The 15003-nt window shown below is 70.4% G+C and carries 14 protein-coding genes; 5 read left to right on the top strand and 9 right to left on the bottom strand.

From position 1 onward, the window contains the following. Nucleotides 1-106: 106 nt before the first annotated feature. Together ACIQZN_RS30345 and ACIQZN_RS30340 are read right to left on the bottom strand one after the other, a co-directional pair. Nucleotides 107-1687: a serine/threonine-protein kinase gene (locus ACIQZN_RS30345; RefSeq protein ID WP_404000589.1), complete on the bottom strand. Its 1581-nt coding sequence runs from the start codon at nucleotides 1685-1687 to the stop codon at nucleotides 107-109. Nucleotides 1688-1821: 134 nt separating this feature from the next. Continuing rightward, nucleotides 1822-2979 (bottom strand): acyl-CoA dehydrogenase family protein, encoded by a 1158-nt coding sequence (locus tag ACIQZN_RS30340; RefSeq protein ID WP_404000586.1) that lies wholly within the window; start codon nucleotides 2977-2979, stop codon nucleotides 1822-1824. Between the two features lie 197 nt (nucleotides 2980-3176). Here ACIQZN_RS30340 and ACIQZN_RS30335 point away from each other — a divergent pair, with 197 nt between their 5' ends. Continuing rightward, entirely contained in the window at nucleotides 3177-4520 is a 1344-nt protein-coding gene (locus ACIQZN_RS30335; RefSeq protein ID WP_404000583.1) for a UDP-glucose dehydrogenase family protein, read from the top strand. A gap of 53 nt (nucleotides 4521-4573) precedes the next feature. After that, the gene (locus ACIQZN_RS30330) at nucleotides 4574-4933 is read left to right on the top strand and encodes a VOC family protein (RefSeq protein WP_391265574.1); all 360 of its coding nucleotides are present in this window, start codon (nucleotides 4574-4576) and stop codon (nucleotides 4931-4933) included. A 27-nt stretch (nucleotides 4934-4960) separates the two neighbouring features. Here ACIQZN_RS30330 and ACIQZN_RS30325 read toward each other — a convergent pair whose 3' ends face one another. Genes ACIQZN_RS30325 through ACIQZN_RS30315 form a run of 3 tightly spaced genes read right to left on the bottom strand, consistent with a single transcriptional unit; the run spans nucleotide 4961 to nucleotide 7838 of the window. Further along, a complete protein-coding gene (locus ACIQZN_RS30325) occupies nucleotides 4961-6157 on the bottom strand; it encodes a dipeptidase (protein WP_404000580.1) in 1197 nt (398 codons plus the stop codon). A gap of 11 nt (nucleotides 6158-6168) precedes the next feature. Continuing rightward, complete coding sequence (purE, locus tag ACIQZN_RS30320) at nucleotides 6169-6702, bottom strand: 5-(carboxyamino)imidazole ribonucleotide mutase (RefSeq protein WP_018104029.1); 534 nt, start codon at nucleotides 6700-6702, stop codon at nucleotides 6169-6171. Continuing rightward, complete coding sequence (locus tag ACIQZN_RS30315; protein WP_404000577.1) at nucleotides 6699-7838, bottom strand: 5-(carboxyamino)imidazole ribonucleotide synthase; 1140 nt, start codon at nucleotides 7836-7838, stop codon at nucleotides 6699-6701. Before ACIQZN_RS30315 ends, purE begins: the two co-directional genes overlap by 4 nt. A gap of 155 nt (nucleotides 7839-7993) precedes the next feature. Here ACIQZN_RS30315 and ACIQZN_RS30310 point away from each other — a divergent pair, with 155 nt between their 5' ends. Then, nucleotides 7994-8539, top strand: a complete 546-nt coding sequence (locus tag ACIQZN_RS30310; protein WP_404000574.1) for a GtrA family protein — start codon at nucleotides 7994-7996, stop codon at nucleotides 8537-8539. 61 nt (nucleotides 8540-8600) lie between these two features. Here ACIQZN_RS30310 and ACIQZN_RS30305 read toward each other — a convergent pair whose 3' ends face one another. Beyond that, complete coding sequence (locus ACIQZN_RS30305; protein WP_404000571.1) at nucleotides 8601-9866, bottom strand: ATP-binding protein; 1266 nt, start codon at nucleotides 9864-9866, stop codon at nucleotides 8601-8603. Nucleotides 9867-9932: 66 nt separating this feature from the next. Continuing rightward, nucleotides 9933-10610, bottom strand: coding sequence for a response regulator transcription factor (locus ACIQZN_RS30300; RefSeq protein WP_018104033.1), 678 nt, complete (start codon nucleotides 10608-10610; stop codon nucleotides 9933-9935). A 425-nt stretch (nucleotides 10611-11035) separates the two neighbouring features. Between ACIQZN_RS30300 and ACIQZN_RS30295 the strand changes: the two genes are divergently transcribed. Then, the gene (locus tag ACIQZN_RS30295; RefSeq protein WP_404000567.1) at nucleotides 11036-12532 is read left to right on the top strand and encodes a peptide MFS transporter; all 1497 of its coding nucleotides are present in this window, start codon (nucleotides 11036-11038) and stop codon (nucleotides 12530-12532) included. 63 nt (nucleotides 12533-12595) lie between these two features. Here the strand turns inward: ACIQZN_RS30295 and ACIQZN_RS30290 are convergent, their stop codons facing one another. Then, nucleotides 12596-13105: an ATP-binding protein gene (locus ACIQZN_RS30290; RefSeq protein WP_404000564.1), complete on the bottom strand. Its 510-nt coding sequence runs from the start codon at nucleotides 13103-13105 to the stop codon at nucleotides 12596-12598. A gap of 256 nt (nucleotides 13106-13361) precedes the next feature. Continuing rightward, the gene (locus tag ACIQZN_RS30285) at nucleotides 13362-13730 is read right to left on the bottom strand and encodes an STAS domain-containing protein (protein ID WP_018104036.1); all 369 of its coding nucleotides are present in this window, start codon (nucleotides 13728-13730) and stop codon (nucleotides 13362-13364) included. 287 nt (nucleotides 13731-14017) lie between these two features. Here ACIQZN_RS30285 and ACIQZN_RS30280 point away from each other — a divergent pair, with 287 nt between their 5' ends. Continuing rightward, nucleotides 14018-14914 carry an RNA polymerase sigma factor SigF gene (locus ACIQZN_RS30280; RefSeq protein ID WP_404000561.1) on the top strand — a complete coding sequence of 299 codons (897 nt, stop codon included), beginning with the start codon at nucleotides 14018-14020 and terminating at the stop codon, nucleotides 14912-14914. Nucleotides 14915-15003 lie beyond the last annotated feature (89 nt).

The following is a 15003-nucleotide window of genomic DNA, read 5'->3' as shown; positions in this document are numbered from 1 at the left end:
ACGCCCGAAGCGTAAGTGCTGCACACCTTCACCACAAGGATTATTTTCAGACCAGGCGGTCGAATTCAGGCCATGAGCGGCTGCGGGGTATCCAGCCCGTACATGCCTAAACCGCTCCGCGCCAGACGGTCATGTCACCCTGGACGAAGGCGAACTCCGGCAGCGCGGTCGACTTCGTCGCGATCACGTACAGCGCGATGTCTCCCGAGGCGTTCTTCACGCAGATCTCGCTTCCGTTCGCCACGCCGGCCAGCGGAAGGCTGCGCATCTTGCTGTGGTTCAGGAACATGCGGCACTCGTCGAGCGTGGCGCCCGGCTTGCCGTACATCAGCATGAACACGCTGGTGTCGCTCTTCAGTTCGCAGCCGACCGACTGGCAGCTGAAGCGGATGTCGCCCTGCTTGCCGTTCAACCACTTGCGCGGGTTCGCGAGGTTCACGGAGTGCTTCGCGTCCACCATGATCGGGGCGTACGGCTCCGCCTGCGGCTCCCGGGGCGTGGGGGACGTGCTCGGCTCGGTCAGCGCGTCGGCGACCTTGCCCGCCGAGGCGGACCCCTCCGACTCCGGCGTGCTCTTCCGCGCCTCGGACGACGGAGTGACCGACGCCGACGCACTGGCGCCGGCCCGGTCCGCTCCCCCGCCCGTCGGCCCCATCGCCCGCCAGGCCAGGCCGAGGACCAGCAGCGCGCTCACCACGCCGACGGCCGACACCAGTGCGACGCGCCGCCTGCGCGCTTCGCGCGCGACCGGTGCGGGCGGAGGTCCGGCCCAGGGGTCCGTCCGCACCGGGGTGCGCTCGGGCACCGGGGTCGGAACCTCCGTGCCGCCGATCTCCCGCCACACCGCGGGCGCCCCGTCCGCCTCGCCCAGCCGCTGCCGGCACCACTCCACGATCTCCGCCGGGGCGGGCCGCTCGGCCGGGTCGGCGGCCAGGCAGCGGGCGAAGAGCGGGCGCAGGGGCTCGGGCAGCAGGGTCAAGTCGGGCTCGGAGTGGATGATCCGGTACAGCACGTAGACGCCAGGTCCGTCGCCGTAGAGCGGCTTGCCCAGCGCCGCGTACGCCGCCGTCTGGGCCAGGGCGAAGACATCGCTCGCCGCCGTGGCCCCCTCCCCGGACGCCTGCTCGGGGGCCATGTACGCGGGGGTGCCGATCGGGTGGCCCGTCGTGGTGTACGAGGTCCCGTCGGCGGCCAGCGCGATGCCGAAGTCGATCACGCGCGGCCCGTCGGAGGCCAGCAGCACGTTGGACGGCTTGAGGTCCCGGTGGACGATGCCCTCGGCGTGGATCGCCTGGAGCGCCTCGGCCATGCCCGCCATGAGCCACAGCAGCGCGGGCACCGGCAGCGGGCCCTGCCGCGTCACGGCCTGGGTGAGGGAGGGCCCGGGCACGTACAGCGTGGCCAGCCAGGGCGTCGCGGCCTCCGCGTCGGCGTCGATCAGCTCGGCCGTATAGGCACCGCGCACCCGCCGGGCCGCCCGGACCTCCCGGCCGAACCGCCTCCGGAAGTCCGGGTCGTCCGCCAGCTCCGGGCGTACGACCTTGATGGCCACGGCCCGGCCGCCCTCGGTGTGCGAGAGGTAGACCCGGCCCATGCCGCCCGCGCCGAGCCGGGCGGCGAGCCGGTAGCCGGCCACCTCGGCCGGGTCGTTCGCCTGAAGCGGCTCGAAGACATCCGCCACGTCCATCGGCCCGCTCCCCCACTGTGATGCACTGGCCAAAGACCGCAGCCTAGCAACGGCTTGACGCCCAGTTGATCACCGCACGCATGCGACAGCCCCCGGCCTCACGGCCGGGGGCTGTGCGCTCGTAAAGCGTCCCGTTACGGCAGGTTCCGCGCCATCACGATGCGCTGGACCTGGTTCGTGCCCTCGTAGATCTGGGTGATCTTGGCGTCGCGCATCATGCGCTCGACCGGGTAGTCACGGGTGTAGCCGTAGCCACCGAGCAGCTGGACCGCGTCCGTGGTGACCTCCATGGCGACGTCCGAGGCGAAGCACTTGGCGGCCGCGCCGAAGAACGTGAGGTCGGCGTCGACGCGCTCGGACTTGGCGGCGGCCGAGTACGTGAGCTGGCGGGCGGCCTCCAGCTTCATGGCCATGTCGGCCAGCATGAACTGGACGCCCTGGAAGTCCGCGATCGGCTTGCCGAACTGCTTGCGCTCCTGGACGTACCCCTTGGCGTAGTCCAGCGCGCCCTGGGCGACGCCGAGGGCCTGGGCCGCGATGGTGATGCGGGTGTGGTCCAGGGTCTTCATCGCGGTGGCGAAGCCGGTGCCCTCCTCGCCGATCATGCGGTCGGCGGGGATGCGGACGTTGTCGAAGTAGACCTCGCGGGTCGGGGAACCCTTGATGCCGAGCTTCTTCTCGGGGGCGCCGAAGGACACGCCCTCGTCGGACTTCTCGACGACGAAGGCCGAGATGCCCTTGGAGCGCTTCTCCGGGTCCGTGACGGCCATGACCGTGTAGTACTCGGAGACGCCCGCGTTGGTGATCCAGCGCTTCACGCCGTTGAGGACCCAGAAGTCGCCGTCGCGCACGGCGCGGGTCTTCATGCCGGCCGCGTCGGAGCCCGCATCCGGCTCGGAGAGGCAGTACGAGAACATGCCGTCGCCCTTGGCCAGCGGGCCCAGGTACTTCTTCTTCAGGGCCTCGGAGCCGGACAGGACGACCGGGAGCGAGCCGAGCTTGTTCACGGCCGGGATCAGGGAGGAGGACACGCAGGCGCGGGCCACCTCCTCGATCACGATGACCGTGGCGAGCGCGTCGGCGCCGGCGCCTCCGTACTCCTCCGGTACGTGGACGGCGTGCAGATCGGCGGCGGTGAGGGCGTCCAGCGCCTCCTGCGGGAAGCGGGCCTCCTCGTCGACCGCGGCCGCGAACGGGGCGATCTTCGCCTCGGCGAGCGCACGCACCGTCTCACGGAGCATGTCGTGCTCCTCAGCCGGACGGTACAGGTCGAAATCGGTCGAACCCGCCAAGACGCTCACTCCCCAGGGTGCTAACTACCGTTAAGTAACCCAATTTTAGGCGTTCGACCCGCCCCCGGCATACGCGCTCGGGCCGTGAGCTGCGCGACAGCCGGAAATGGGAGGTTTCACGGGCGGAACCAGACGTCTCACGGGCCGGGACTATGCTCGTGCACCGCATCTCTGTCCGCATCTCACAGGAGCACTTCATGGCCCTCAGGATCACCGTGATCGGCACCGGCTATCTGGGCGCCACGCACGCCGCGGCCATGGCGGAGCTCGGCTTCGAGGTCCTGGGCCTCGACGTCGTGCCGGAGAAGATCGAGATGCTGTCGGCCGGCCGGGTCCCGATGTACGAGCCGGGCCTGGAGGAGATGCTCCAGCGGCACGTCGCGGGCATCGAGGGCGCCACCGGGCGGCTGCGGTTCACCACCTCCTGGGAGGAGGTCGCGGAGTTCGGCGACGTCCACTTCGTCTGCACGAACACCCCGCAGAAGCACGGCGAGTACGCCTGTGACATGTCCTACGTCGAGAGCGCCTTCGACTCCCTGGCACCGCTGCTCACCCGCCCCGCCCTCGTCGTCGGCAAGTCCACCGTGCCCGTCGGCTCCGCCGCCCGCCTCGCCGCCCGCCTCGCGGAGCTGGCCCCCGTGGGCGCCGACGCCGAGCTGGCCTGGAACCCGGAGTTCCTGCGCGAGGGCTTCGCGGTGGACGACACCCTGCACCCGGACCGGATCGTCGTCGGCGTGACGAGCGAGCGGGCCGAGAAGGTGCTGCGCGAGGTGTACGCCGTCCCGGTCGCGGAGGGCTCCCCGTTCGTCGTGACGGACTACCCGACCGCCGAGCTGGTGAAGACGGCCGCCAACTCCTTCCTGGCCACCAAGATCTCGTTCATCAACGCCATGGCCGAGGTCTGCGAGGCCGCCGACGGCGACGTGGCGAAGCTCGCCGAGGCCATCGGCCACGACGAGCGCATCGGCAAGAAGTTCCTGCGGGCCGGCATCGGCTTCGGCGGCGGCTGCCTGCCCAAGGACATCCGCGCCTTCATGGCCCGCGCCGGTGAGCTGGGCGCCGACCAGGCGCTCACCTTCCTCCGCGAGGTCGACTCGATCAACATGCGCCGCCGGGGCCACATGGTCGAGCTGGCCCGGGAGGCCGTGGGCGGCGACTCCTTCCTCGGCAAGCGGGTCGCCGTGCTCGGCGCCACGTTCAAGCCGGACTCGGACGACGTACGCGACTCCCCCGCCCTCAACGTGGCCGGCCAGATCCACCTCCAGGGCGGCCAGGTCACCGTCTTCGACCCGAAGGGCATGGACAACGCCCGCCGCGTCTTCCCGACCCTCGGTTACGCGGAGAGCGCGCTCGACGCGGTGCGCGGCGCGGACGTCGTGCTGCACCTGACGGAGTGGCGCGAGTTCCGCGAGCTGGACGCTGAGGCGCTGGGCGCGGTCGCGGGCCACCGGATCATCCTCGACGGGCGCAACGCGCTCGACCCGGTCGCGTGGCGCGAGGCCGGCTGGACCTTCCGCGCGATGGGCCGCCCGACGGCCTGACCCCGGCGCACACTGGTACGGACTGTCCGCAGTCTGCCCGAGGAGGAAGCGATATGGCTCTGGCCGCAGTGGGTGCCGTCGTCCTGGACTGCCCCGACCCCGTCGCCCTGGCGAACTTCTACGCGGCGCTGATCGGCGGCACGGTCGAGCAGCAGGAGGACTGGGTGGACCTCAAGGGAGGCGCGGGCGCCCCGCTCGCCTTCCAGGCCGCGCCCGGCTTCGTACCGCCGAAGTGGCCGAGCGCCGACGCCTCGCAGCAGTTCCACCTGGACCTGACCGTGGACGATCTGGACGCGGCGGAGCGGGAGGTGCTGGCGCTGGGCGCGACGGTGCTGGAGGCGGACGACCGGGAGCGCACCTTCCGGGTGTACGCCGACCCGGCGGGGCACCCGTTCTGTCTCTGCGCCTGTTGAAAGCCTGCTGAGAAGCGCCCCGGTGGCTCAGGCCGCCGGGGCGTCCAGCTTTTCGATCGTGGCGTGCGACGGGCCTCGCCGGGCGCGCAGGTCCCGCGCCACGTCCTCGGCGTCGCGCAGCACCCGTACGGCGTTCTGCCAGGTGAGCTTGGCCAGGTCGGCGGCGGACCAGCCCCGGCGCAGCAGCTCCGCGATCAGGTTCGGGTAGCCGGCGACGCTCTCCAGGCCCTGCGGGAGGAAGGCGGTGCCGTCGTAGTCGCCGCCGATGCCGATGTGGTCGACGCCCGCGACCTCGCGCATGTGGTCGAGGTGGTCGGCGATGGTGGCCACGGTCGCGACGGGGCGCGGGTTCGCCGCCTCGAACGCGGCGTGCAGCTTCATCGCGCGCTCGGTGGTGTCCAGGTGGTGCAGCCCGTGGGCGCGCAGGTTCTCGTCGGCGGCCTGCGTCCAGGCGACGGCCTCCGGCAGGACGAACTTCGGTACGAAGGTGGCCATGGCGATGCCGCCGTTGGCCGGGAGCTGCGCGAGGACGTCGTCGGGGATGTTGCGCGGGTGGTCGCAGACGGCGCGCGACGAGGAGTGCGAGAACATCACCGGCGCGACGGAGGTGGCGAGCGCGTCCCGCATGGTCGTCGCCGCGACGTGCGAGAGGTCGACCAGCATGCCGGTGCGGTTCATCTCGCGGACGACCTCGTGGCCGAACGGCGAGAGGCCGCCCACCCCGGGCTCGTCGGTCGCGGAGTCCGCCCAGGCGATGTTGTCGTTGTGGGTGAGCGTCATGTAGCGGACGCCCAGGGCGTGCAGTCCGCGCAGGGTGCCCAGCGAGTTGTCGATGGAGTGCCCGCCCTCGGCCCCCATCAGCGAGGCGATCCGGCCCTCGGCGCGGGCCGCCTCCATGTCGTCGGCGGTCAGGGCGCGCCGGAGGTCGGCCGGGTAGCGCTCCAGGAGCTCGGCGACGACGTCGATCTGTTCCAGCGTCGCGCTGACGGCGGCGTCGCCCGCGAGGTCGGAACGCACGTAGACGGACCAGAACTGGGCACCGACGCCCCCGGCACGGAGCCGGGGGATGTCGGTGTGCAGGTGGGCCGACTGGTCGGTGGCGATGTCGCGTACGGCCAGGTCGTAATCGACCTGTTCGCGCAGCGCCCACGGCAGGTCGTTGTGGCCGTCGACCACCGGGTACTCGGCGAGGAGTTCCCGGGCCAGTTCCAGTCGGTCCGTCATCGTGCCTGCTTTCAGAAGCCGAAGGACTCCGCGCCCGCCGCCTTCTGGCGCAGCCGCTTGCCCTTCTCGGTGGCCTGGTCGTTGAGGTCGCCCAGGAACTCCGTCATCCGGCCCTGGAGCTCGGGGTCGGCCGCCGCCAGGACGCGGACGGCCAGCAGGCCGGCGTTGCGCGCCCCGGCGATGGAGACCGTGGCGACGGGGATGCCGGCGGGCATCTGGACGATGGACATCAGGCTGTCCATGCCGTCCAGGTACTTCAGCGGGACCGGTACGCCGATGACGGGCAGCGGGGTGACCGAGGCGAGCATGCCGGGCAGATGGGCGGCGCCGCCCGCGCCCGCGATGATCGCCTTGAGGCCGCGGCCGGCCGCGTTCTCGCCGTACGCGATCATCTCGCGGGGCATGCGGTGGGCGGAGACGACGTCGACCTCGTACGGGATGCCGAACTCGTCCAGGGCCTTGGCCGCCGCTTCCATGACGGGCCAGTCGGAGTCCGAGCCCATGACGATGCCGACGACCGGTGCGGCGGAGGCGGGGGAAGTCATTCGGTGATCGTTCCTCGCAGGTAGTCGGCCGCGTGCCGGGCGCGCTCGCGCACGTCCGCCAGATCGTCGCCGTAGGTGTTGACGTGTCCGATCTTGCGGCCGGGCTTCACGTCCTTGCCGTACATGTGGATCTTGAGCTGCGGGTCGCGCGCCATGCAGTGCAGGTAGCCCTGGTACATGTCGGGGTAGTCGCCGCCGAGGACGTTGCACATGACCGTCCAGGGGGCGCGGGGGCGCGGGTCGCCGAGCGGGAGGTCGAGGACCGCCCGGACGTGGTTGGCGAACTGCGAGGTGATCGCGCCGTCCATGGTCCAGTGGCCCGAGTTGTGCGGGCGCATGGCCAGCTCGTTGACCAGGATGCGGCCGTCCCGCGTCTCGAACAGCTCCACCGCGAGGTGGCCGACCACGCCCAGCTCGGACGCGATGCGCAGCGCGAGCTGCTGGGCCTCGCCCGCCAGCGCCTCGTCCAGCTCGGGGGCCGGGGCGATCACCGTGTCGCAGACGCCGTCCACCTGGATGGACTCGACGACCGGGTAGGCCACGGCCTGGCCGTGCGGCGAGCGGACGATGTTGGCCGCCAGCTCCCGTACGAAGTCGACCTTCTCCTCGGCGAGCACCGGGACACCGGCCCGGAACGGCTCGGCCGCGTCCGCCTCGGAGCGGACCACCCAGACGCCCTTGCCGTCGTAGCCGCCGCGCACGGTCTTGAGGATGACCGGGAAGCCTCCGGCCTCCTCGGCGAAGGCCGCGGCGTCGGCCGGGTCCTTCACGATGCGGTGGCGGGGGCAGGGCGCGCCGATCTCGGTGAGCTTCGCGCGCATCACCCCCTTGTCCTGGGCGTGCACCAGGGCGTCGGGGCCGGGGCGCACGGGGATGCCGTCCGCCTCCAGGGCCCGCAGATGCTCAGTGGGCACGTGCTCGTGATCGAAGGTGATCACGTCACAGCCGCGCGCGAAGGCCCGCAGCGTCTCCAGGTCGCGGTAGTCGCCTACGACGACCTCGCCCGCCACCTGGGCCGCGGAGTCCTGAGCGGTGTCGCTGAGGAGCTTGAACTTGATGCCGAGGGGGATGCCCGCCTCGTGGGTCATACGGGCGAGCTGACCGCCACCGACCATGCCGACTACCGGGAACGTCACGCTCCCAGGGTATCCGCACCGCCCGCCGACGCCCGTGGGCGGGGTTGAGCCCGCCACACCCGCACGCAACGCACAGGCGTCCGACGGGCGTCCTGGTTAGCATGGCCGGGTTGACGGAACACGAAGCCGAACTTACGGACGGGCTGAGCGATCACATGAGCGAACGAGGCGCACTGCGGGCCCGGCTGGAGCTGCTGGCCCGGGAGGTCGCCAAGTTCGGCGTGGTCGGGGCGGTCGGCCTGGTCGTGAACATCGCCGTCTCCAACCTGCTGTGGCGCTACACCGAGATCCCGACCGTGCGGGCTGGTCTGCTCGCCACGTTCGTCGCGATCCTCTTCAATTACGTGGGCTTCCGCTACTGGACGTACGGCGACCGCGACAAGACCGGCCGCACCCGCGAGCTGACGCTGTTCCTGCTGTTCAGCGCGGTGGGCGCGGTGATCGAGACCGGCGTGCTGTACGTGGCGACGTACGGCTTCGGCTGGGACACCCCGGTCCAGAGCAACGTCTTCAAGATCGTCGGGATCGGCGTCGCGACGCTGTTCCGCTTCTGGTCCTACCGGACGTGGGTCTTCAAGGCGCTGCCCGCGCCTTCGGAGGGCGTTGCCGACAAAGGGGGCCTGGTGACGGTGCCGGCGCCCGCGCCTGCGCCCGCGCCCGCGCCTGCCGTGCGGGTCGAGGCGGATCCGGCTCGTCGGTAGGCCCGGGGCCGTCCGGGCTGACGTTTTGTCCTCAATCGCCGGACGGGCTTGATTCAACAGCTCACCGCACCGGGCGTTCCGGTTCTTCTCGTGACTGGGCCATGCGGCTCAGGAAGAGGGCGAAGACCGGGGGCTGCTGCTGGAGGAGTTCCAGGCGGCCGCCGTCCGCCTCGGCGAGGTCGCGGGCGACCGCGAGGCCGATGCCCGTGGAGTTGCGGCCGCTGATGGTCCGCTCGAAGATCCGGGCGCCCAGGTCCGCCGGGACGCCGGGGCCCTCGTCCGTGACCTCGATGACCGCCTGGTTGCCGGTGACCCTCGTGCGCAGCGCGACCGTACCGCCACCGTGCATCAGGGAGTTCTCGATCAGCGCGGCCAGGACCTGGGCGACCGCGCCCGGGGTGCCGACGGCGCTGAGCCCCTGCTTGCCGGAGCAGACGATGGCGCGCCCCTCGCCCCGGTAGGCCGGGCGCCACTCCTCGATCTGCTGCTTGACGACCTCGTCCAGGTCGAAGACGACGGCCGAGCCGGTCCGGGGGTCCCGGGCGTTGGTCAGCAGCCGCTCCACCACGTCCGTGAGCCGTTCGACCTGGGCGAGGGCGATGTGCGCCTCCTCCTTCACGGTCTCCGGGTCGTCGGTCAGCGAGATCTCCTCGATCCGCATGGACAGGGCCGTGAGCGGCGTACGCAGTTGGTGGGAGGCGTCCGCGGCGAGCCGGCGTTCGGCGGTGAGCATCCGGGCGATCCGCTCGGCGGAGGAGTCCAGGACATCGGCGACGCGGTCCAGCTCGGGCACCCCGTACCGCTTGTGGCGCGGGCGGGGGTCGCCGGAGCCCAGGCGTTCGGCGGTCTCCGCGAGATCGGTGAGCGGCGAGGCGAGCTTGTTGGCCTGGCGTACGGCGAGGAGAACGGCGGAGACGATGGCCAGCAGCGCCACCGCACCGATGATCATCAGCGTGCGGCCGACCTCACGGGTGACGGCGGAGCGGGACTCCTCGACGGTGACGGTCTCGCCGTTCTCACCTGTCTCGGTGGCGGTGATCACACTGCCGCCGGGGCGCTCGCCGACCTCTATGGGGGCGCGTCCGGGCATCTTGACCAGGGCATAGCGCTTGTCGTCGATCTGCTCGGCCAGCACCGAGGGGTTGATCCGCTCGGAGCCCAGGAGCCGGCTCTCGATGACGCTGATCAGCCGCAGCGCCTCGGAGTCGACGCTCTCCTGGGCGCTGCTGCTGATGGTGCGGGTCTCGACGATGACGAGGGAGACGCCGAAGACGGCGATCACCACGAGCACGACGGCGAGGGTCGAATTGATCAGTCGTCGGCGCATGCCCGCTTCTGTACGTCAGTCGGCTCGGTAGGACGGCTCGGTGGGACAGCAGGGACGCTACAGGTCCTAGCTCTTCTCGAAGCGGAAGCCGACGCCCCGGACCGTGGCGATGTAGCGCGGGTTGGCCGCGTCGTCGCCGAGCTTCTTGCGGAGCCAGGAGATGTGCATGTCGAGCGTCTTGGTGGACGACCACCACGTGGTGTCCCAGACCTCGCGCATCAGCTGGTCGCGGGTGACGACCCGGCCCGCGTCCCGGACGAGGACCCGCAGGAGGTCGAACTCCTTCGCGGTGAGCTGCAATTCCTCCTCGCCCATCCAGGCCCGGTGCGATTCGACGTCGATGCGGACGCCGTGCGTGGCGGGCTGGGGGGCGGGCTCGGTGGCGCCGCGCCGCAGCAGGGCCCGGACCCGGGCGAGGAGCTCGGCGAGGCGGAAGGGCTTGGTGACGTAGTCGTCGGCGCCCGCGTCGAGCCCGACGACCGTGTCCACCTCGTCCGCGCGGGCGGTGAGGACCAGGACCGGCACGGTGTGACCCTCGGCACGCAGCCGGCGGGCGACTTCGAGGCCGTCCATGCCGGGCAGCCCCAGGTCGAGCACGACCAGGTCGATGCCGCCCTGGAGTCCGGCGTCGAGCGCGGTCGGTCCGTCTTCCCGCACCTCGACCTCGTAACCCTCCCGCCGCAGGGCGCGGGCCAGCGGCTCCGAGATGGATGCGTCGTCCTCGGCGAGCAGTACACGGGTCATGCACTGATGGTAGTCCGCGCGGCGGACAGCTAGGGAGGCGATCCGAGAGCCCTGCGGGACTGGGTGCCGTTACCGGTAGGACCTTCGAATATGCGAGTGTGGTTGCCCCTGGACCTGTGATCCATGTCTCAAGTCCTTCCATATCGGGCTCTGTCGTGTCGTATGGTGTCTCAACGCCTATTGCACTACTCAAGGACCTTTGGGCAGCTCTGAGCGCCAAGGGTCTCTTTTGTGTGCGGGGCCGGTACCCGCCGGCCCGGAAGTTTCAGTGAATGACCTGTGGGCCGGGCCCGGACCGCCGATGAAGGCGCTCCGGGTGTGGATCCCGCCGCGGAAGGGCGTACCCGTGGCGGTGCCGGCCTCCCCCCACCGGGCGCGTACCCGCTTCGTCGAGGCGCCGCGTCCCGAGCACACAAGGATCGATCATGGCGTCCAGCCTGACGAAGGACCCGTCGAGCACCGCTGGTGGCGAGAAGAGCTTCTTCGGCCACCCCCGGGGCCTGGCCACGCTCTTCATGACCGAGATGTGGGAGCGTTACAGCTTCTACGGCATGAAGGCACTGCTCCCGCTGTACCTGATCGCGCCCGGCGGCATGCACATGAGTGCGACCACGGCGACGGCGATCTACTCCGTCTACATGGCGATGGTCTACCTGCTCACGATGCCGGGCGGCTGGATCGCCGACCGGTTCTGGGGACCGCGAAAGACCGTTGCCGTCGGTGGCGCCATCGTCATCCTCGGCCACATCACGCTCGCCGCGCCCAGTTCGGCCTCCTTCTTCGCGGGCCTGGTGCTCGTGGCGCTCGGCTCCGGGCTGCTGAAGGCGAACATCTCCACGATGGTCGGCCACCTCTACGACGGCCCGGAGGACCCGCGCCGTGACGGTGGCTTCACGCTCTTCTACATCGGCATCAACGTGGGCGCCTTCCTCGCCCCGCTGACCATCGGCACCGTCGGCGAGAACGTCAACTGGCACTTCGGCTTCGCGCTCGCGGCGCTCGGCATGGCCCTGGGCCTGGCCCAGTTCATGCTCGGCACCCGCCACCTGAGCCCGGAGAGCGACGTCGTCGCCACCCCGGCGACGGAGCAGGAGAAGCGCTCCGTCCTGCGCAAGGGTCTGCTCTGGCTGATCGTCGCGGTCGTCTTCTACACCCTTCTCGGTGTCACCGGTAACTTCGCCGACTGGGCGCTGCTGCCGATCACGATCGCCGGTCTGATCATCCCGATCGGCGTCCTGGTCCGCATGAAGCGCGACAAGGACCTGACCGAGACCGAGCAGTCGAAGCTGTCGGGCTACATGTGGTTCTTCGCGGTCGCCGCCATCTTCTGGATGATCTACGACCAGAACGGCTCGACCCTGTCGATCTTCGGCGAGAACTCGACCACCAACAGCCTGCTCGGATTCGACTTCCCGACGTCCTGGTACCAGTCGCTGAACCCGATCTTCATCATGGCGATCGCCCCCGTGGTCGCCTCGGGATGGCTGTGGCTGAACAAGCGCGGCAAGGAGCCGAGCACCGCCGTCAAGTTCGCCTCCAGCCTCACGCTGATCGGCATCTCGTTCATCGTCTTCCTCATCCCGCTGCTCGACACCGCCGCCAACGGCGGCAAGGTGAGCCCGATGTGGCTGGTGGCGATCTACTTCATCCAGACCGTCGGTGAGCTGTGCCTCTCGCCGGTCGGGCTGTCGGTGACGACGAAGATGGCCCCGGCGAAGTACAGCTCGCAGATGATGGGCGTCTGGTTCCTCGCGGTCACCGCCGGTGACTCCGTGGCCGGCCTGCTCACCACTCCGCAGCTCGACGTCGACCTGAACACCTCGGGCGCCGTGGCCGTCGAAGCGGTTCTCGCCGTCATCGCCGGTGTCGGTATGTGGATGTCCCGCAAGAAGGTCTCGAAGCTGATGGGCGACGTGCGCTGACCGTCCGCACACCACGAAGGGGCCGCACACCGAACACGGTGTGCGGCCCCTTCGCCGTACGCGTCACGCCGGAGCGGCCAGCTCCGCCCACACGGTCTTGCCGGGCTCGCCCGGCACCCGTACGACCCCCCAGTCCAGGCAGAGCCGCTGCACGATGAACATGCCGTGGCCGCCGGGCCGCCCGGCCCGGTGCGGCGTGCGCGGCTGGGGCTGGCCCGCACCGCCGTCGGCGACCTCCACGCGGAGCGCCTTGGCGCTGCGGGCGATCCGGAGCTCGTCGGGGCCGCCCGCGTGCAGGCACGCGTTGGTGACCAGCTCGGAGACGACCAGCAGGACGTCCTCCGCTGCGGCGCGGCTGTCGGCGCCGGCCGCGGGGAGCCAGCCCCAGTCATGGAGCGCTTCGCGGGCGAAATCACGGGCCGTCGGCACGATGCCGGTGGCCTCCCGCAACGACAGCGTGCGCCACTGCCGCTCGGCGGCCTCGGCGGGCCGGACGGGCTCGGCGGAGGAAACGCCCGCGCCCTCCGGCTCGCGGCCGAGGTCGCCCGGCGGATGCTGCCGGGTGGTGCTCATCAGCGCTTCACCTCACCGATTCACCATGTCGCCATTGGACAGATACGAACCATGGAACAGATACGACTACAAATACCGATACGAATACCGGTACGGACACTGATACAGGAACCGCACAGGCACGGAGGGCCAGGCCGCCCGGGCTCGCCGGAAGATCTCCTGCCCGGCCGAACCGCGACGACACCCCTTACCGCTTCGCGGATCGCGTAACTCACGCGACGGACGAGGCCGACGGGAGCGCCGGAGCGCGGATCGATCAGGTCTCAAGGGCCTCGGCGAGGGAGGCGTGGACGGTGAATACCGCCTCGGCCCCCGTGATCTCGAAGACCCGCGCCACCACGGGCTGCATCGCGGCCAAATGAACCCCTCCCCCGGCTGCCTCCGCCTTGAGGCGGGCACCGAGCAGCACGTTCAGCCCGGTGGAATCACAGAAGTCGAGCCGCGAGCAGTCGACCACCAGGCGCGCACGCCCCTGTTCGACCGCGCTCTCCAGCGGCTCGCGCAGCAGATCCGCCGTGTGGTGATCGAGCTCACCCACGGGCGTCACCACCTCGCTGCGCCCCTCGGTCCGGACCTCGACCTGAAGCCGACCCCGGTTCGCACTGCCGACCGTCCCGCGGTCCATGCCCGACCCTCTTCACCGCTCGTCACTGTCCGCATCACCGCACGTGCGGATGCGTGCCCAGCTGTCACTGATGTTCTTGGAACAGTACGCGTTCCGTGCGCCACGCGGAAGCCAGAGACCTCAACAAAGCGGACATAAGAGGGTATTTGGAGGTTGTACCGAGTCATGGCGAGCGGGTAAGGGTAGAGGGACCCCAAAAAACGCGACCGGCTTCGGAGGCGCCGCTTCACCGCAGGAACACGTATGGGCATCGGCAGCCATATGCCGAGAACGATGGAGGAGACCACATGTCACCCCGGCTCGACGTACCGCGTACCCACAACGCGCCGTCGGCATGTCCTCAGGGACAGACCGAATCACACACCGAAGCGCTCGACGGACTCGAAGGACTTCCCGAGATCCCGCCCTACACCGAGGTGGGGGCGCTGGACGCCAGGGCCCTGTCGAAGACGCTCTTCACCCGGCTGGAGACCCTCGAAGAGGGCACGCCGGAGTACTCCTACGTACGCAACACCCTCGTCGAGCTGAACCTGGCCCTGGTCAAGTTCGCCGCCTCCCGCTTCCGCTCCCGCAGCGAGCCGATGGAGGACATCGTCCAGGTCGGCACGATCGGCCTGATCAAGGCGATCGACCGCTTCGAGCTCAGCCGGGGCGTCGAGTTCCCGACCTTCGCGATGCCGACCATCGTCGGCGAGATCAAGCGCTTCTTCCGCGACACCAGCTGGTCCGTGCGCGTCCCGCGCCGCCTGCAGGAGCTGCGGCTCGACCTGGCCAAGGCGGGCGACGAGCTCGCCCAGCGGCTCGACCGGGCGCCCACCGTGGGCGAGCTCGCCGACCGCCTCGGCCTCACCCGTGACGAGGTCGTGGAGGGCATGGCCGCGAGCAACGCGTACACCGCGAGCTCGCTCGACGCCAAGCCCGAGGAGGACGAGCACGAGGGCGCGCTGGCCGACCGGATCGGCTACGAGGACCACGGGCTCGAAGGCATCGAGTACGTCGAGTCCCTGAAGCCGCTCATCGCCTCGCTGCCGGGCCGCGACCGCAAGATCCTCTCGCTCAGGTTCGTCGCCAATATGACGCAGTCGGAGATCGGCGAAGAGCTGGGCATCTCCCAGATGCACGTGTCGCGACTGCTCTCGCGCACCCTGGTCAAGCTCCGCAAGGGTCTGACGCTGGACGAGTGAGCCGTCTCCCGCGCCCTGCGCGCGGACAGCCGGAAAGGACCTGCCCCGGACGGGGCAGGTCCTTCCGCGTTCCGGGGGCGCTGCCCGGG

It is taken from the genome of Streptomyces sp. NPDC097595, from assembly GCF_044761525.1.
Taxonomy (GTDB): domain Bacteria; phylum Actinomycetota; class Actinomycetes; order Streptomycetales; family Streptomycetaceae; genus Streptomyces; species Streptomyces drozdowiczii_A.
The sequence above is the reverse complement of the archived record's forward strand: the minus strand, read 5'-3'. Positions and strand labels throughout refer to the sequence as shown.